Source organism: Salimicrobium jeotgali (genome assembly GCF_001685435.2).
GTDB lineage: Bacteria > Bacillota > Bacilli > Bacillales > Halobacillaceae > Salimicrobium > Salimicrobium album.
Genome location: NZ_CP011361.2, coordinates 676,616 through 694,801, shown reverse-complemented (window position 1 = coordinate 694,801; position 18,186 = coordinate 676,616). Strand labels below are relative to the sequence as shown.

12 protein-coding genes and 1 riboswitch are annotated in these 18,186 nt (G+C 50.8%); of the genes, 1 reads left to right on the top strand and 11 read right to left on the bottom strand.

The window, feature by feature from the left end:
- Nucleotides 1–7: 7 nt before the first annotated feature.
- The 8 genes from hprK to AAV35_RS03370 form a co-directional block, all read right to left on the bottom strand.
- Entirely contained in the window at nt 8–967 is a 960-nt protein-coding gene (gene hprK, locus AAV35_RS03405; protein WP_008587079.1) for an HPr(Ser) kinase/phosphatase, read from the bottom strand.
- Nucleotides 968–1,179: 212 nt separating this feature from the next.
- Entirely contained in the window at nt 1,180–1,527 is a 348-nt protein-coding gene (locus AAV35_RS03400; RefSeq protein WP_008587077.1) for a phage holin family protein, read from the bottom strand.
- 19 nt (nt 1,528–1,546) lie between these two features.
- Entirely contained in the window at nt 1,547–2,536 is a 990-nt protein-coding gene (locus AAV35_RS03395; protein WP_008587075.1) for a DUF4097 family beta strand repeat-containing protein, read from the bottom strand.
- A gap of 28 nt (nt 2,537–2,564) precedes the next feature.
- On the bottom strand, nt 2,565–3,203 hold the full coding sequence (gene bshB2, locus AAV35_RS03390) for a bacillithiol biosynthesis deacetylase BshB2 (protein WP_008587073.1): 639 nt from the start codon (nt 3,201–3,203) through the stop codon (nt 2,565–2,567).
- Nucleotides 3,196–3,567, bottom strand: coding sequence for a YojF family protein (locus tag AAV35_RS03385; protein WP_008587070.1), 372 nt, complete (start codon nt 3,565–3,567; stop codon nt 3,196–3,198). The genes bshB2 and AAV35_RS03385 overlap by 8 nt, the downstream gene beginning before the upstream one ends.
- 4 nt (nt 3,568–3,571) lie before the next feature.
- Nucleotides 3,572–6,433, bottom strand: a complete 2,862-nt coding sequence (gene uvrA / locus AAV35_RS03380; protein WP_008587068.1) for an excinuclease ABC subunit UvrA — start codon at nt 6,431–6,433, stop codon at nt 3,572–3,574.
- Nucleotides 6,434–6,440: 7 nt separating this feature from the next.
- Nucleotides 6,441–8,420: an excinuclease ABC subunit UvrB gene (uvrB, locus tag AAV35_RS03375; RefSeq protein ID WP_008587064.1), complete on the bottom strand. Its 1,980-nt coding sequence runs from the start codon at nt 8,418–8,420 to the stop codon at nt 6,441–6,443.
- Between the two features lie 337 nt (nt 8,421–8,757).
- Nucleotides 8,758–10,341 (bottom strand): peptide chain release factor 3, encoded by a 1,584-nt coding sequence (locus AAV35_RS03370; protein WP_008587062.1) that lies wholly within the window; start codon nt 10,339–10,341, stop codon nt 8,758–8,760.
- A gap of 270 nt (nt 10,342–10,611) precedes the next feature.
- On the opposite strand from AAV35_RS03370, the gene AAV35_RS03365 reads away from it, so the two are divergent.
- Nucleotides 10,612–13,767: a DEAD/DEAH box helicase gene (locus AAV35_RS03365; protein WP_008587060.1), complete on the top strand. Its 3,156-nt coding sequence runs from the start codon at nt 10,612–10,614 to the stop codon at nt 13,765–13,767.
- 60 nt (nt 13,768–13,827) lie between these two features.
- Here the strand turns inward: AAV35_RS03365 and AAV35_RS03360 are convergent, their stop codons facing one another.
- From AAV35_RS03360 to AAV35_RS03350, 3 genes are all read right to left on the bottom strand, one after another.
- Nucleotides 13,828–14,715, bottom strand: a complete 888-nt coding sequence (locus tag AAV35_RS03360; RefSeq protein ID WP_008587058.1) for a COX15/CtaA family protein — start codon at nt 14,713–14,715, stop codon at nt 13,828–13,830.
- Nucleotides 14,716–14,901: 186 nt separating this feature from the next.
- Nucleotides 14,902–15,747: an ABC transporter ATP-binding protein gene (locus tag AAV35_RS03355; protein WP_008587055.1), complete on the bottom strand. Its 846-nt coding sequence runs from the start codon at nt 15,745–15,747 to the stop codon at nt 14,902–14,904.
- Nucleotides 15,748–15,945: 198 nt separating this feature from the next.
- Complete coding sequence (locus AAV35_RS03350) at nt 15,946–17,442, bottom strand: S41 family peptidase (protein ID WP_008587053.1); 1,497 nt, start codon at nt 17,440–17,442, stop codon at nt 15,946–15,948.
- A 566-nt stretch (nt 17,443–18,008) separates the two neighbouring features.
- Nucleotides 18,009–18,094: riboswitch (cyclic di-GMP riboswitch) on the bottom strand.
- Between the last annotated feature and the right edge of the window lie 92 nt (nt 18,095–18,186).

The window sequence follows — 18,186 nt, the reverse complement described above, 5'->3', positions numbered from 1 at the left end:
TTCCTCCTTAATCTTCGGAACGGTCTTCGGGGGAAGGCGGCTGATCTTCCCCGGTTTCTATAACGTTTGTCAGCCGCTCGGAAAATTCCTCCGCCGCGTTGATCCCCATCCGCTTCAGACGGAGATTCATGGCGGCCACTTCGATGATGACGGCCAAATTACGTCCCGGGCGGACAGGAATCGTCGACTTCGGAAGTTCCACATCCATGATGCGCATCGTTTCCTCATCGAGCCCGACGCGGTCATACTGTTTCTCTTCATTCCACAGTTCCAGGTTGATGACCATCGTAATACGCTTGTGACTCCGTACCGAACCCGCCCCGAACAGAGTCATCACGTTGATGATTCCAAGGCCGCGTATTTCAAGCAGATGTTCGATGAGAGGCGGACTGTTCCCGATCAACGTATCGTAATCTTCCTGTCTGATCTCCACGCTGTCGTCCGCTACAAGCCGGTGGCCGCGCTTGACGAGTTCAAGAGCGGTTTCACTCTTCCCGACTCCGCTGTTCCCTGTAATCATCACGCCGATTCCGTACAGATCGACGAGCACGCCGTGGATAGCCGTAAACGGAGCGAATTTCGTCTCCAGAAAATTAGTCAGCCTGCTTATGACCCGCGTCGTTTTATAAGGAGAGCTCATCAAGGGCACTCCGCCTGCTTCGGCAGCATCCACGAGTTCCTGCGGGACGTCGAGTCCGCGCGTAACGACGATGCCCGGTGTTACATCGGTACAAAGATTATCCATCCGTTCCCGCAGCTGTTCCTGCGTGAGCTCGTTCAAATAGGAAACTTCCGTTTTTCCGAGTACCTGCAGACGTTCTTTAGGATAAAATTTAAAATATCCTGTCATCTCCACGCCCGGTCTTGAAATATCGCTCGTATGTATTTCCCTGTGTACTCCCGAGTCCCCGGTCAGTAACTCTAATTCAAATCTGTCCAGCAGCTCCTGGGTTATTACTTTCGCCACGCTATCGCCCCCTAAATCAATTATCGCTGCTTTTCATTGTAGCATGACTGGGCAGAAAAGCGGAAGATGATGTTCATCGGCCGGTTTGTACTTTTCGTGAACGGGTCCGCCTCCTTTTCGTTACCTTCAGAAACGGACTGTCAGCCTGAACGTCACGAAACTCTCTCCGCACTAAATAAACCTCCTCCGCTGCGCGCGGAGAAGGCTTATCATTACAGATCCTGTATCAATTTATTAAGCACCAGGTTCACAATGGAGATAAGGACGGCTGCCAGAATGGCGACGCCGAAACTTCCGATCTCGAACAGTCCTCCGAGAAGGGCGTCTGTGAGCAGGAGCGTAATAGCGTTGATGACGAACAGGAAGAGACCGAGAGAAAGCACGGTAATCGGCAGCGTCAGCACGACGAGTATCGGCCGGATGATGGCGTTCAGAATCGAAAGGATAAGAGCCGCGAACAGGGCTCCCGTAAATCCATCGACCTGAATCGAATCAAACAGCACACTCACAACGAGCAGAGCGACTGCGTTAACGATTACGTGCAGCAGCGCATTCTTCATCATCTGTCCCCCTCTCTTTCTAGTATACGGTTACGGAGCCGGACTTGGCGTCGGCGTCCACGTAGTACACCGTTTCATAATCTTCCCTGGCCGTGAATTTAAGTTCTTTCGTCAGCCAGTCGTTCTTATCGGAAAGCAGTTTGTAGTTGTCCAGTTTGCAGCTCAGTTTCCCGAAAGCCGAAGCAAGATTTCCTTCGATACGTTTCTCTTCCGGAAGCTGAACGTTGATGGAGCCGGTGGACGTTTTGAAAAATCCGCGTTCGGCACGGTGGTCCTGCCCGGATACATTGATTCCTCCCGAGACCGTCGACAGATCGAGTTTGACGAAAGAACCGCTCGCGGCTACTTTGCCGTTGATTGTTCTGGCATCACACCGGGAGAAGGAACAGTTCTGAAAGTCAACGCTTCCGTTGCCTGTCTCCACGTTGGCTTTCTCTCCGTGGACTTCCGACAGCGTAACAGCTCCGTTGGTCGTTTTCGTCTCCACCTGTTCCGCACGCAGAGCCGAAAGATCGACCCGGCCATTGAATACCTTCGTCTTCACGAAAGCGTAAGCACGGTCCGGGACATACAACGTCGCGGATACTTTGATCTTGTTCGAAGGGCTCGACAGTCTGAGCAGATCGGCGGACGTGTCCAGACGCACTTCCTCCCGGAAACGCTGCTTCGCCTCTTCTTCGGAAGAACTCTGATACATCTTCACTTCATATTCCGCTTTCACTGTATCTTTTTCGTGCGTGAGGATCCGGACGGTACCGTTGTTGATATGAATGTCCATATCCTCAAACGAGGTGGCGTCCACTTCCGTCGCTTCCCCGAAATCGATCGTATTGCCGAAGCTTAAATCGAAATCGCCCTTTTTGACACGGTCCACGGCATCGCCGAGAAAACTTTTCCACGTGTAGGTTTTATCAGGCTCGTTCACGGATTCCAGAAGTCTGGCTCCTTCCTCCGCACTGATGTCTCCCTGTTCGATCATCTTAAGTATTTTCATCCGTTCTTCTGACATCTCTACTCCTCCTTTTCGGCACCAGGTATCACCGGAGCTGATCTCCCGTGTAAAAACGTTCTGTTTTCATCCGTTCGAGCTGGTCTTCCCTGTTCAACAGATCGACCATACCGTCCGCCTGGGAAAGGTGCGTACGGATCGCTTTCCATTTCGTGTCCCAGTAGTTGCTGATGTCCCGGGCGATAGCCGGTTCCCCGAGGTCTTTCTCCGAGTCGTTCGAGATGGCGTGCAGCCAGAGCTCCGGCGGCTCTTCCATTTCTTTCACCGCTTCCACCGCCGCCCGTCCGAGAGCATCGTGATCCGGATGGACCGCATATCCCGGATAATGGGTCAGAACGAGGTCCGGCTTCTCTTCTTCCAATTTCGTCCGGAGGTGTGTCACCATTTCTTCCAGCGGTTCAAATTCGATCGTTTTATCTCTGTAGCCGAGGTGGACGACGTCAATGCCAAGCACCGATACCGCTTCCTCGAGCTCCCTCTTCCTGTGGATGGACAACGTTTCACGATTGGCGAACACCGGGTTCCCCATGTTACGTCCCATCTCCCCGAGCGTTCCGCACCAGTAAGTGACGTGCGCCCCTTCTTCCACAAGAGAGGCTATCGTCCCGCCGGCACCGAACGTTTCATCATCGGGGTGAGGAAAAATGACGATGACCCGTTTACTCATGATAATCGGCCTCGTGGGCAAACGGCGTTTCGCTGATTTCAAGGGCTACCATGAGCCGCCCCTGTTCGTCATGTCCGGCCATCAGCAGCCGGTTCTGTTCATCCACTTCGTAATCCGTGAGCCCTTCGGCATATACCCAGCCGAGTTCAAGCTTCAGCCCGACGCGGTAGCCGCCGCCGGTGCTCACTATTTTTCCGTGTTCATACGTGACGTGCGCATTGCGGATAAAGGCACCGACGTTGTGTGCCTCTGCGTTGAAGTGACTCGCATACGCCCCGTTCGTCGTTTCCAGATGTACATAAACCGGTATTCCGGCGAATCTGTCAATTTCTTTCTGTGCTTCTTCCTTTACAATCGGTTCCATATCGTCAGCCTCCCTGTTGCATACGTTCTTCCATGCGTTTACGATCTCTTTCAAGAATCGGTTTCAAAAACTTCCCGGTATAGGAAGCAGGTTCTTCCGCCACAGCTTCCGGCGTACCGGTCGCAATGATTTTCCCGCCTCCGTCTCCGCCTTCCGGGCCAAGATCGATAATGTGATCCGCTTCCTTAATCACATCAAGATTATGCTCGATGATCACTACCGAATCACCATTATCTACGAGCCGCTGGATTACCTGCAGAAGTCTTGAAATATCATCGACGTGCAGCCCGGTCGTCGGCTCATCCAGAATGTAGAACGACTTTCCGGTGGATCGGCGGTGCAGTTCACTCGCCAGCTTCACGCGCTGTGCTTCTCCGCCGGAGAGAGTCGTCGCGGGCTGTCCGAGCCTTACGTAACCAAGACCGACGTCTTCCACTGTCTGCAGTTTCCGCTTGATTTTCGGAAGGTTGGAGAAAAAGTCGAGCGCTTCACTGATCGTCATCTCCAACACATCCGCTATATTTTTACCCTTATATTTCACTTCCAGTGTTTCTCTATTATAACGTTTCCCGTCGCACACTTCACACGGTACGTATACGTCCGGAAGGAAATGCATTTCAATTTTAATGATACCATCTCCGCGACAGGCTTCGCAGCGGCCGCCTTTCACGTTGAAACTGAACCTTCCTTTTTTATACCCGCGGATTTTCGCTTCGTTCGTATCAGCGAAAATATCACGGATATTATCGAAGACTCCTGTATAAGTCGCAGGGTTGGACCTCGGCGTACGACCGATCGGCGCCTGGTTAATTTCGATCACCTTCTCAAGCTGATCCACCCCTTCTATCGCTTCGTGTGCCCCGGGCTTCTGTTTTCCGTTGTGGAGCTTCATGGACAGCGACTTGTACAATATTTCGTTGATAAGCGTACTTTTTCCGGAACCGGATACGCCCGTCACTGCGGTGAAAATCCCGAGTGGTACTTCGGCGTTCACTTTCTTCAGGTTGTTCTCTTCCGCTTTTTTCACTTTCAGAGTCCGGCCGTCCGGCTTTCTCCGTTTCAGCGGGAGAGGGATGAAACGGTTCCCGGCAAGATACTGCCCGGTCAGTGATTTCCTGCTCTTCATCACCTGTTTCGGAGTACCCATGGCGACAATCTGGCCGCCGTTCTCTCCGGCTCCGGGCCCGATGTCGACGATGTAGTCTGCTTCGAGCATCGTGTCTTCGTCGTGCTCGACCACTATGAGCGTGTTATCGAGGTCACGCATACGCTTCAGTGTCTGGATCAGACGGTTGTTGTCCCGCTGATGCAGACCGATGGAAGGTTCATCGAGAACGTACAGAACGCCCGTCAGCGCCGATCCAATCTGGGTGGCAAGTCGTATCCGCTGAGCTTCTCCGCCCGAAAGCGTACCGGCAGAGCGGGACAGCGTCAGGTAATCGAGACCGACGTTTGCGAGGAAGCTCAACCGTTCACTGATCTCTTTCAAAATCATGTTGGCGATTGTTCTTTCTTTCTCGGTGAGCGGCACATCCGCAAAGAAACTGTTCGCTTCCGTTACGGAGAAATCCGTCACCTGACCGATATGTTTGCCGTTCACTTTAACGGAAAGGGCCTCTCTGCCGAGGCGGTAGCCGTTACATTTCGGGCACGGTTTCTGCGCCATATACTCTTCCATCTGTTCGCGGATGAAGTCGGATGAAGTCTCGCGGTAGCGGCGCGAAACGTTCGGAATGACACCTTCAAAATAAATATCGTTGTCCCGGACTTTTCCGAAGTCATTCTCGTAGCGGAAATGGATTATTTCTTCTCCGCTTCCGTACAGCACGCGCTCCAGCTGCTGCTTCGGAATATCTTTTACCGGTAGATCCATATCGATTCCATAGTGGGCGCTTACGCTTTTCAGCAGCTGCGGGTAGTACTGGGAGCTCGTCGGCTGCCACGCTGCAATCGCACCCTCATTCAGGGAAAGGTCCCAGTTCGGGATGACGAGGTCTATGTCCACTTCAAGCTGCACGCCGAGACCGTCACATCGGTCACAGGCCCCGAACGGGCTGTTGAAAGAAAATTTACGGGGTTCCAGTTCACTGACGGAGAATCCGCAAATCGGGCAGGCATGGTGTTCACTGAAACTCACTTCTTCCTGACCGACTACGTCGACAGTTACGTGTCCGCCGCCAAGTTCAAGGGCCGTTTCCAGAGAGTCGGCGATCCGTCCTTCCGCCCCTTCTTTTACGACTACCCGGTCCACTACAACATCGATAGAATGCTTTTTGTTCTTTTCCAGTTCAATATCTTCGGAGACTTCCCTCATTTCCCCGTCGATCCGGAGACGTACGTAACCTTCCTTACGAAGACGCTCGAGCGTTTTCTTATGTTCTCCCTTACGACCGGATACAATCGGCGCGAGCAGCTGCATCTTCGTCCGCTCCTCGTAGGAAGTGAGCTGATCGACCATCTGCTGGATCGTCTGGGAATCGATCTCTATGCCGTGGTTCGGACACACCGGTCGGCCGATACGGGCGTAAAGCAGGCGGAGATAGTCATAAATCTCCGTCACTGTTCCGACCGTGGACCGCGGGTTTTTACTCGTCGTTTTCTGGTCGATGGAAATCGCCGGGGACAGTCCTTCAATCGAGTCCACATCCGGCTTGTCCATCTGACCGAGAAACTGTCTCGCATAAGCGCTCAATGATTCCACATAGCGCCGCTGCCCTTCCGCATAGATCGTTTCGAACGCGAGAGACGATTTACCGGAGCCGGACAGTCCCGTCATCACTACCATTTTGTTCTTCGGAATGTCGATATCCACGCCTTTTAAGTTGTGGGCTCTTGCTCCTTTGATGCTTATATATTTGCTTGGCATGTACAAGTCATCCTCCCGCTTTTAGTTCAAGCAGTATATCCCGCAGCTCGGCGGCCCGTTCGAAATCGAGGTCCCTTGCTGCCTGCTTCATTTCTGTTTCCATGTTGTCTATGAATTCCTGGCGTTCCTGCTTCGTCATTTCGGACGGTTTCTTATCGAACAGAGGACTTTCTTCTTCCTCCGCTTCACTTGTAGCCTGAATGACATCACGGATCGCTTTGTTGATAGTCGTCGGCGTGATGCCGTGTTCTTCGTTGTAAGCGATCTGTCTTTCACGTCGGCGCTCCGTTTCGTCCATGGCAATCCGCATGGAATCGGTGATTTTGTCCGCATACATAATAACGGTACCATCGTCGTTCCTCGCAGCCCGTCCTATCGTCTGGATGAGCGAGCGCTGGGAACGGAGGAAGCCTTCTTTATCGGCATCAAGGATAGTTACAAGTGAAACTTCAGGTATATCGATCCCTTCCCGCAGCAGGTTGATTCCTACGAGAACGTCGTATTTCCCGAGCCGCAGATCGCGGATGATTTCGATACGCTCAAGCGTCTTGATCTCCGAGTGCAGATAAGCCACTTTAATGCCGAGTTCTTTAAGATAGGCGGTCAGATCCTCTGACATTTTCTTCGTAAGCGTCGTGACGAGCACCCGCTCGTTTTTATCCTGCCGCTTGTATACTTCACCGATCAGGTCGTCAATTTGTCCATGAATCGGCCGCACTTCGATTTTCGGATCGAGCAGACCGGTAGGACGGATGATCTGTTCAGTTACTTTATCCGTATGTTCCAGTTCATAAGGTCCCGGCGTAGCCGAAAGATAAGTGATTTCGTTCACGTGTTTTTCGAACTCCTCGAACATGAGCGGACGGTTATCAAGCGCGGAAGGCAGACGGAACCCGTGATCGACGAGCACCTGCTTTCTCGCTTTATCCCCATTGAACATTCCGCGGATCTGCGGGATAGTCACGTGGGACTCATCCACCATAATGAGGGAATCCTCCGGAAAATAGTCGAGCAGTGTATAAGGAGTAGCTCCTTTTTCCCGGAATGTCAGGTGTCGCGAGTAGTTCTCGATACCCGAACAGAAACCCATCTCCCGCATCATCTCCAGGTCATAATTCGTCCGCTGTTCCAGACGCTGCGCTTCAAGAAGCTTATCTTCTTCGCGGAAAATCTTCAGCTGTTCTTCCAGCTCTTTTTCTATATTTTCAATAGCCTTTTTCATCTTCTCTTCTCTCGTTACGAAGTGCGATGCCGGGAAAATAGCGACGTGTTCCCGGTCACCGATTACGTCACCGGTGAGTACGTCGACTTCCCGGATCCGGTCGATCTCGTCTCCGAAAAACTCGACCCGGATCGCGTGCTCCTCTCTAGAGGCCGGAATGATCTCAACGGAATCTCCGCGCACACGAAAAGTACCGCGCTGAAAATCTATATCATTGCGCGCATACTGGATGTCGACGAGATTCCGCAGCAGTTCGTCCCGGTCTTTCTCCATTCCCATACGGAGGGAGAGGACCATACTTTTGTACTCTTCCGGGGAACCGAGACCATAGATACAGGAGACACTGGATACGATGATGACATCGTCCCGTTCGAACAGGGCAGATGTCGCCGAGTGTCTGAGTTTATCTATTTCATCATTGATATTCGCGTCTTTTTCGATGAAGGTGTCGGTCTGGGGGACATAGGCTTCCGGCTGGTAATAGTCGTAGTAACTGACGAAGTACTCGACAGCATTGTTCGGAAAAAATTCCTTGAACTCGCTGTAAAGCTGCCCCGCCAGTGTCTTGTTGTGGGCGATGATGAGAGTCGGTTTCTTCACTTCCTGAATGACGTTTGACATAGTGAACGTCTTCCCGGTCCCTGTGGCACCGAGGAGAGTATGATGTTTCTTCTTGCCGTTGATTCTTTCCACCAGTTCCTGGATCGCCTTTGGCTGATCACCTTCCGGGGAAAAATCCGATTTCAGTTCAAATGTATGTTCCACGAAGAAAAACCTCCGTTCTTATCTTTTCCTCTATAGTTTACCACAATAGTTTATCATTCTAACCTCCTGCGAACAAACATTCGTTACCGGAGGACGGGAAGAAGAAGATGCGCCCTGTTTATGAAGGGATTTACGCCGAATCGTTACCTTCGGAGGAGGAATCGCCGGGTGAAGGTAACGAAAAGACGAGAATCCTTCCCTTCATCCTGAACTTTTGCCCGCGAACGTCACGATTCCGGGCTAATCGTTACCTTCGGAAGCGGAAATCCCCTCCCATCGTAACGAAAACCCTCACGGAATCCCGGCACAAAAAAACAGACGACCCCCCAGGGGCCGTCTATTCGTTCGTCTGCGTATACTGATTGACTTCAAACAGGTCGATAAGATCCATATCCGGATGTTTATCGATGAACCAGCGCAGCGAGAAGTCGTTTTTGAACAGGGCGACTTTGTTGCCTTCCCGGTCCTCCACGAGCATATTCCTGTCGTCGAAGAGGGAGGTGTCCACCTGATCTTCTTTCAGCCAGCGCGGTATCCGTTCCCCGTACGGAGTGAGTTCGATATCGACGTTATACTCATGCTTCATCCGGTATTCGAAAACTTCAAACTGAAGTTCTCCGACCGCTCCGATGATATAGTCTTCGAAGTACGGACGTTTGAATAGCTGGATAGCGCCTTCCTGTACGAGCTGTTCGATTCCTTTGTAGAACTGTTTCGATTTCATGACGTTTTTAGCCGTCACTTTTTTGAACTGCTCCGGCGGGAACTGAGGAAGTTCGTCATATTCGAACGTCTCTTTCCCGGTAAGCAGTGTATCCCCGATCCGATATACGTTCGGGTCGTAGATACCGATGATGTCTCCGGCATATCCTTCTTCCACCGTATTACTGGAGGAGGCGACGAACTGCTGGGACTGGGCCAGTTTAAATGCCTTACCGGTCCGCCCGAGCGTGACGCTCATGCCCCGCTCGAACTTGCCGGAGCAGACCCGGACGAAAGCGACGCGGTCGCGGTGTTTCGGGTTCATATTAGCCTGGATTTTGAAAATGAATCCGGAGAATTCTTCGTTCTCAGGAGAAACCAGCCCTTTCGTCGACTTCCGCGGCGTCGGAGCCGGTGCCATATCGATGAACGTGTCAAAAAAGGTTTCCACGCCGAACGGTGCAAGAGCACTTCCGAAAAATACAGGAGTCTGTTCTCCTCTCAGCACTTTTTCGATTTCAAATGTATCCCCTGCTTCATCGACGAGAGAAAGCTCATCTTCCGCTTCCTTATACGTCGGACTTTCCGTGAGCTCCGGGTGCTGATCAAGTTCGCTGTACGGGATGTACTCTTCCCGCTCGTCTCCCGAAAAGCGGACGAACTGTTCATTGTGACGGTCAAATACCCCTTCGAATCTTTTACCCATCCCTACGGGCCACGTCATCGGGTAGGTTTCGATCTCCAGTTCCGTTTCGATTTCCTCCAGAAGGTCAAACGGCTCCCGTCCTTCGCGGTCCAGTTTGTTCATGAATGTAAAAATCGGAATACCTCTCATTCGGCATACTTTGAACAGCTTCAGCGTCTGAGCTTCAATTCCCTTCGTCGCATCGATAATCATAACGACGGCATCCACCGCCGTCAGCGTCCGATAAGTGTCCTCACTGAAATCTTCGTGGCCGGGAGTGTCGAGAATATTCACCTGGTAACCCCGGTACGGAAAATTCATGACACTCGAAGTCACGGAGATTCCACGCTGTTTCTCTATTTCCATCCAGTCGGATGTCGCAAATTTTCCTGATTTCTTCCCTTTTACAGTACCTGCGGAACGGATCATGTTTCCGAACAGCAGCATTTTCTCGGTCATCGTCGTCTTTCCGGCGTCCGGGTGCGATATTATCGCAAACGTCCGCCGCTTTCCGACCTCTTCCTGTATTGACATTTCTAATTCCTCCACTCTGATCATTCCCTCAACAAAAAGTAGCACACAACCGCTTCAAAATCAATCCGTGCAGCCGGCTCAGGCGCTTCCTGCCTCATTCTCCATCGTTCATTTCTTTAAAGTATAGCACAACAAAAAACGAAAATAATTGTTATAATAGGAAAAGTGGATAAAACCGCCCCGGGTTTTTCGGAGGCGGAGATCATCAGGACCATGCTTAAATACACGCGATACATGAATGAAAATATTGAAACAGTTAGGATGCCGGCAATGCAAGCTACTTTACTACAACCGAACAAAATTAAACAGCTCACCGGAGAAGCGTTTTTTGAACGCGGGAAAACGTACTTCGAACGTGGAAAAGTATATGGACTTTCCTACAATGAAGCTATCCAGTCGTGGCGGGCGGTAGTAACGGGCACGGACGATTACGAGGTGCGGGTCTTCTTTTATGATGAGGACGATTTCGACAGCACCTGTGAATGCAAAGCTTACGAAACGTACTTTACGTGTAAGCATATAGCGGCCGTACTTCTGGCTATTCGGGAAGAGATGATGCAGAAGCTCTCACCTGCGCTCGCCCGGGATACCTCGTCCCCGAAACCCGTTTCCTATTCGGGACCGCTGACCGAAGTTTTCCGCCGGGAGACCGTTCTTCCGGAAGAAAAGACGACGCTCATGTTCCACTACTATCTCCACGTTTCCAGCCGGGCTCTGTCCCTGGAACTGAAGATGGGGGAATATCAGCCCTACGTCATGAAAGATATAAGAAACTGCGTCACCCACGTTACGGAAGAGAAAGAACTGCCCGTAACGAAGAAATTCACGTACGACCCGGCTGTCCATCAGCTTTTTGAAACCGATGCGGCCATTCTCGACCTTCTTTCCGTCATAATAGGAGAAGAACGGTTTTTCGATCAGTTTTCCCTTCCCCGGGAAAAGAGGTATTTACCCATACCTCCCGCTCACGCCCGCCGGCTCCTTGAACTGCTGGCGGAGTCGCATACGACGATGGTGGAACAGAAGGCGGGTCCCGGTCCTCTTCAATACAGGGAGCTCCCGGAACTGTCCTTTCACGTAAACCGGAGGCAGGAAGATTTCGTTTTGTCATTCCGGGAACTGGAGAACTACCGGCACCTGCCCGATTACCGGCTGATGTATGAAGGACATACGATTTATGCCCTTACGAAAGAGCAGCACGACGTAATCCGCAAATGGAAAGAGGCCATTCCTTTCTCTGCCTCCAGGCCCCAGGTGATTCCGGCGGAAGATATGGAGGGCATCGTTTCCCACGTACTGCCGGTACTCGAGGAAGCCGGGGACGTGCACTACAGCGAAACGGCGAAACAGTCGATCATCAAAAAAGATGTAAGAAGCATCGTATCCATCGATCAGCGCGACTGGCTGCTTACCATCGACGTCGAGTTTCTTTACGGTGATCACGGTATCGACCCTTTCCGTCCCTCTTCCGACCATCAGGCGATCGTAAAAAGGGATTTTCAGAAAGAAGACGAAATCATGCAGCTTATCGAGCAGGCGGACTTCAAGTTTGACGGTTCTTTCGTCTATATCGACGACGAGGAAAAAATCGATACTTTCTTAAGGGACACTCTCCCCCGTCTTCAGGAACAGGCCGAAGTGTACTTATCGTCACGGCTGAAACATCTGCTGCAGTCGGCTCCTGTGCTGAAACCGACGATCGATATAAACGAATCGACGGACTGGCTCGATATCTCTTTTGCAATCGACGGGATCGATGACGAAGATATTACGAACGTCATGCAGGCGGCTATGGAAAAACAGAAGTATTTCCGGCTGAAAGACGGCACTCTTCTCTCCCTGCAGAACGAGTCGTTCGACCGGTTCCGGGAATTCGCCGACGAACTCGACGTCCATTCTCTCGACGGTTCGACGATCTCCGTCTCGCAGATGCGAAGCATGCAGGTGGATGAGGTGCTGGAACTGAGCGAGGAGGAGCGGCAAAAGAGATTCCAGACGCTCATCACTCACCTGAGGAATCCCGAAACGAGCCGTCACCCGCTCCCTTCCGGCCTTGATGCGGAACTGCGTCCTTACCAGATCACCGGCTTCCGCTGGATGAAGACGCTCGCCGATTATTCTCTCGGGGGAATACTGGCGGATGATATGGGGCTTGGTAAAACGATTCAGACGATCACTTTCCTTCTGTCGGAACTCGAAGATAAAGGGAACGTGGGACGATCACTCATCGTCGCCCCCGCTTCACTCGTCTTCAACTGGAAGAAGGAAATCGAAACGTTCGCGCCCGGCCTGAAAGCCGAAGTCATTTCCGGCTCCCGGGAGGAAAGGGAACAGATACGGGAGGAGTCGGAGGCGGATATTTGGGTCACTTCCTACCCGCTGCTCCGCCGTGACGCGGAGGCGTACGAAACGGACCAGTTCCATGCTTTCATTCTGGATGAGGCCCAGGCCATCAAAAATGAAGCGACGAAGGTATCAAAAGCGACGAGGCTGATCCATGCGAAGCACCGTTTTGCTTTGAGCGGCACGCCGATCGAGAACGCTCTGACCGAACTTTGGGCGATTTTCCAGACGCTGATGCCCGGCTTCTACAAAAATAAAAAAGAGTTTCTCAACCTGCCGCACAGTCAGATCTCCCGGATGACCCGGCCATTCATCCTTCGTCGTATGAAAACGGAAGTGCTCGATGACCTCCCGGATAAACTGGAATCGGTCCAGTATTCCGAACTGACGAGAAACCAGAAAGAAGTGTATCTGGCCTATCTCGAAAGAATCCAGAAAGACGTGAAAGACACGATTCAGAACAAAGGACTGCAGAAAGGGAAGATCGAAATACTGGCAGGACTGACGAGACTGCGCCAGATCTGCTGCCACCCTTCTCTGTTTCTCGAAAACTACGAAGGCACTTCCGGCAAACTCGATCAGCTGAAAGAACTGCTGGACGAACTGAAACAGAACAATCACCGGGTGCTGCTGTTTTCCCAGTTCTCGAGTATGCTTTCATTGCTGTACGATGAACTCACCTCTCTCGGCTACAACTGCTTTTATCTGGACGGGAGCACGAAATCGGATAAACGTATGGAATATGTGGAACGATTCAATGGAGGAGAAAATGACATTTTCCTCATTTCCCTGAAAGCGGGCGGTACCGGTCTGAACCTTACAGGGGCCGATACGGTCATCCTGTACGACCTGTGGTGGAATCCGGCAGTGGAAGAACAGGCAGCCGGACGTGCCCACCGTATCGGACAGAAGAAAAGTGTACAGGTGATCCGCATGATCTCCGAAGGCACGATTGAAGAAAGAATTTATCAGCTGCAGCAGAAAAAGCGTGATCTCGTTGACCAGATCATCCAGCCCGGAGAATCCGTGCTTCAGAGCTTAAGCGAAGAAGATATCCGGGAACTGTTCCAGCTGAAGACGTAAACCATTGAACATAAAAACAGCGGCCCGCCTTTTGAAAGGCGAAGCCGCTGTTTTTATCTGTCAGGCGCGTATTGTCCGCTGGTGAAGCTTGAACCAGTATCCTCCCAGTATGGCACCGCCCACCATCATCGTAAGCGTCGAGAGGATCATATGTATCGAAGAAGCCAGAATGACGTTGCCGGTAACGACGATCACGAGCCCTACCGCTCCGTTCAATAAAATGGTGAGGAAATAAAGCCACGACAGAAATACGTGATATCTGAATTTGGAAGCATAAAAGATGAACCATATCGCACTTACAAGAATGACGACGGTGGCTACCCAGTGAATCGAAAACAGGGCGTCCGCCAGCGTCTCGGACCGGATCAGATATTCTTCCGCTCCGATATCCATCATGACGTTGCTCGCCCGGCTGTGTTTAAAGAAAGCCCCGAATATCACCTGGGCCACGTAAAAAAGGAATCCGAGCAGGAAAGCGCGGTAACTCATCTTCACGGTGCCGGCGTGTTTCTTATCAAGCGATACCTTCTTCTCATGCAGACTGTAACTTAACAGTACGTTGTTCAAAAGGAGCAGCTGACTGAAAGTGACATCGAGAGTCGTGAAGCCCGGTGGTGTACCGAGGAGTACGTTGAATCCACCGATGAGCGACTGGATGATGAGAAGCAGCAGACTCAATACTGCAAACGCGAGCACTGCTCTATTTTTCCTGAAAAAGTATATTGCACCTGCCGCGTTAATAAGCGTGACGACGGTCAGGAGCGGTATGAACAGGCGGTGGGAATATTCCACCAATATGTGAAAATCTGTCAGGTCAGGGATCACTTTTCCATTACAAAAAGGCCACGACGTACCGCAGGCATCGCCTGAATCCGTCGCCACAACCAGATTGCCGAGTATAAGGGAAAGGAACGTTACTCCCACTGTAAATATAGAAAATTTCTTCATCGATATCCTTCCTTATCTTTAACACTTTCCATAAGCATCCATCATCATCTTACCACGAAACGGTACACTTAGAAATCTGCCTTTCCACTTAAATTATGAATTTTTATTGAAAAGATGTACAACGGGGGTATGTTTTTTCCCTGAGGAAGTGCACAAAAAAAGACCCTCCCATCAAGGAGGGTTCGATTACGTAACGGAATATATGTGCTGTTTCTGTTTCGCTTCTTCCTGTGCCTGTTTGATGAGGCAGCGTCCTTTTCCGTGCGGGATGCACATCGGCGTGCCGAATAAAGGATCCTCTCTCACATCACACATCATATCGAACACGTTATGCATCATTTCACAGGAAACCACTTCTTCAGGTCTTCCCTGTGCATAAACAGTCTGGTCGCGGACCGCTACGATATGGTCAGCATACCGGCAGGCGAGGTTGATATCGTGAAGTACCATTACGATCGTTCTGCCGTGATCTTTATTCAGATCGAACAGAAGATCGAGTACTTCTATCTGATGAGTCATGTCGAGATATGTCGTCGGCTCATCAAGGAGAAGAGTTTCGGTGTCCTGGGCAAGCGTCATCGCAATCCAGGCACGCTGACGCTGACCCCCGGAGAGGGAGTCGACCGTTCTTTCCTTCAGCTCGACGAGATTGGTGTCGACAAGCGCCTTCTCCACCGCCTGCTCGTCATCATTCGACCAGCGTTTTGTGAACGACTGGTAAGGGTGACGTCCCTGTTTGACCAGCTGATAGACGGTAAGACCTTCCGGAGTGGACGGACTTTGAGGAAGGATGGCCATCTTTTTGGCTACCTCTTTCGTTTTCATCTGGGAAATATCTTTCTGATCAAGTACTACCTGACCGTCTTTCGGCTTAAGAAGGCGGGCGAGGGAGCGCAGAAGTGTAGACTTCCCGCAGCCGTTACTTCCAATCAAAACAGTTATTTCACCTTTCGGGATTTCTATATCGAGAGAGTCGATGATAATCGAGTCTCCGTATCCTAATGTGAGGTTATTTGTTTGTAGTGTATCCATAGGATCTCTCCCTTTATACTCTATAGGGTTTCATTTCCAAAGTTATACGACGGCACAAAAATAGTTTCTGTATAAGATTTTACGTGGCAGGCTATAGATTGTCAATGAATATGAGAATCGTTTTCATTCACCACGTGCGTATTCTATCTGTAAAAAGACCCGCAGCCGCCCGGGCTGCAGGTCTTATGACTTCCGGTCTCAGGCATCCCGGAAAAGGACGTCGAGCGCTTTCTGCATCTGTCTGTCATTCTCTTCTTTCTGCACTTCTTCGACGACCTGCTTTTCAAGCTCACCGCCCGTCTTTTCATTGACGGCTCCTGTAGCTTCCAGATCATGATCCTGCTGAAACGCTTTTACAGCGGCTTCCGTACCTTCCCCGTAAGAGCCGTCCGTTTCCGTCTTCGCATATCCGAGACCTTTCAGCATCTGCTGGACATTCTTCACCTTGTCACCGGAAGACGACGTATCGAGCGTCTTTTCAGCTGTTACAGGATGGGTATAGAAAAATGCCGGCTGCTTCACTTTTTCCGTAGGCGTCACCCCTTCTTCATGGATCCAGTTGCCGTTCGGAGTGAGCCATTTAAACATCGTCAGCTTCAGCGTACTGCCATCCCCCATCGGCACGGCCTGCTGCACTGTACCTTTACCGAAACTCGTAGTACCGACCACCGGGTGATTGCCGATCTCTTTCATCGCAGCGGCGAGGATTTCGGAGGCGGAGGCACTTCCTTCATCAATCAGCACGGAAATCGGATACTCTTTTCCGGAACTGCGTTCGGAATAGTATTTCGAATTCTCCCCGTCCCTGCTTTCGATCTGAACGATCGGCTTGTCGTCCGGAACGAGCTGCTTCAGCACGTCCTGAACGTCTGTGAATAGTCCGCCGGGATTCCCCCGTACGTCAATGACCAGCCCTTCGATTCCTTCTTCTTCAAGATCGGTCAAATGTTTCTTGAATTCTTTCGACGTCTCTTCGGAGAAAGACGTTATTTCAAGGACGCCGACTTTCTTTCCGTCTACCTCTTTCGTGTCCTTGTATACGGATTCTTTCGGAATATCATCACGGGTGATCGTTATTTCAATCGGCTCCGGCGCTCCCGGGCGATCGACGGTGAGCGTGACTTCCGTACCTTTCTCCCCGCGTATTTTATTGACCGCCTCCTGAAGATCGAGCCCCTTCGTCGAATCCCCGTCTATTTTCAGAACCTGGTCATTCGGCTTCAGCCCCGCTTCCTCAGCGGGAGATCCTTTGATAGGTGCAACGATGGTCACTTTATCGTCCACCATACTCACTTCAGCCCCTATCCCCTGAAATGAGGACTCGATGGACTGGTTGAACTGCTCCATCGTCTCCTGATCCATATACGTACTGTAGGGATCATCCAGTTTATTGATCATACCTTCTATGGCACCTTCGACGAGTGTACTCTTATCCACATCTTCCACGTAACGTTCGTCAATGAGAGTGTAAGCCTTTTCCACCTTTTTTAAATTCGAGGACCCCTGGGCATTCTCTATAAAAGCTTTCTGCTCCTCCTGCGTCATGTCCCCGAAGCTTTTTCCGGATGAAGAGTCCTCTGTGGACGTCGCTGTCTCTCCCGGAGCGAACCACTGCATACCGATATACGTTCCGGCAGCCCCGACGAGCAGCGCGACAACGGCCAGTATAATTATGTGACGATTTTTCCAATTCATAGTGAAGGCACCTTTCTCTGAAGAACTTAAATACTTTCCTAATCTTAACATAGAAAAAGAAACCCGCTCTATTATTTTTTCACATTCAAAAACCCTGCACCTCTCATTCAGAGAGAAGCAGGGCTTAATAATAACCGTTATCAGGACTTAAGAGTGGGAGAGTCGATGGTAACGGCGGGAATCATCATGTCTCGTCTTCATTAAAATCGGAGGGAGACCTCACCGGGAGCAGCGGAACTATTTCCCGGGAAATAGAGCGACGTTTATCCGGAGCTCGACCGGGGAGATGTCTCCTGACTCTTTCATGTGCTCACCGGTTTTAATAAAAGACCGGGCATTTTTTTATAATCCGTTGATCTATCATATTGAAGGGGGGAGTGTTCTTCGTTCCATACATAGAGTGGGTATTTATATATACTGCTTCAAGGTCTGTTTTTTGGGCAATGATTCAATCATTTCGTAATCACGCGTATATGTTAAGGAGAATTCTGCATCGGATGCAGCTTCACCTCGTAACTGTGCGTATTCAACAAACAGCTATTCGTCACTGATCATCACCACCTTTTTTCGATAACCGGCTGTCTTAGGATGATTCTCCCTTAGACCCATGGCTTTGCGTCCCTTATTTTCATAAGGTTTGCCTTTTCGTTAAAGCAGGATTTATTTAAGGTTTCATTGCCCACGCTGGGTAAAGCACTGTTTTAAGAGGAGTTCGACTATTCCTGTCGGGAATGTTATTCACCT

What these genes read in the sequence shown, in the direction of transcription:
- AAV35_RS03365 (WP_008587060.1), top strand. Translation starts at nt 10,612, where the DNA reads ATGCAAGCTACTTTACTACAACCGAACAAAATTAAACAGCTCACCGGA.
- uvrA (WP_008587068.1), bottom strand. Translation starts at nt 6,433, where the DNA reads ATGCCAAGCAAATATATAAGCATCAAAGGAGCAAGAGCCCACAACTTA.
- AAV35_RS03395 (WP_008587075.1), bottom strand. Translation starts at nt 2,536, where the DNA reads ATGTCAGAAGAACGGATGAAAATACTTAAGATGATCGAACAGGGAGAC.
- AAV35_RS03355 (WP_008587055.1), bottom strand. Translation starts at nt 15,747, where the DNA reads ATGGATACACTACAAACAAATAACCTCACATTAGGATACGGAGACTCG.
- bshB2 (WP_008587073.1), bottom strand. Translation starts at nt 3,203, where the DNA reads ATGAGTAAACGGGTCATCGTCATTTTTCCTCACCCCGATGATGAAACG.
- AAV35_RS03370 (WP_008587062.1), bottom strand. Translation starts at nt 10,341, where the DNA reads ATGTCAATACAGGAAGAGGTCGGAAAGCGGCGGACGTTTGCGATAATA.
- AAV35_RS03350 (WP_008587053.1), bottom strand. Translation starts at nt 17,442, where the DNA reads ATGAATTGGAAAAATCGTCACATAATTATACTGGCCGTTGTCGCGCTG.
- AAV35_RS03400 (WP_008587077.1), bottom strand. Translation starts at nt 1,527, where the DNA reads ATGAAGAATGCGCTGCTGCACGTAATCGTTAACGCAGTCGCTCTGCTC.
- AAV35_RS03360 (WP_008587058.1), bottom strand. Translation starts at nt 14,715, where the DNA reads ATGAAGAAATTTTCTATATTTACAGTGGGAGTAACGTTCCTTTCCCTT.
- AAV35_RS03385 (WP_008587070.1), bottom strand. Translation starts at nt 3,567, where the DNA reads ATGGAACCGATTGTAAAGGAAGAAGCACAGAAAGAAATTGACAGATTC.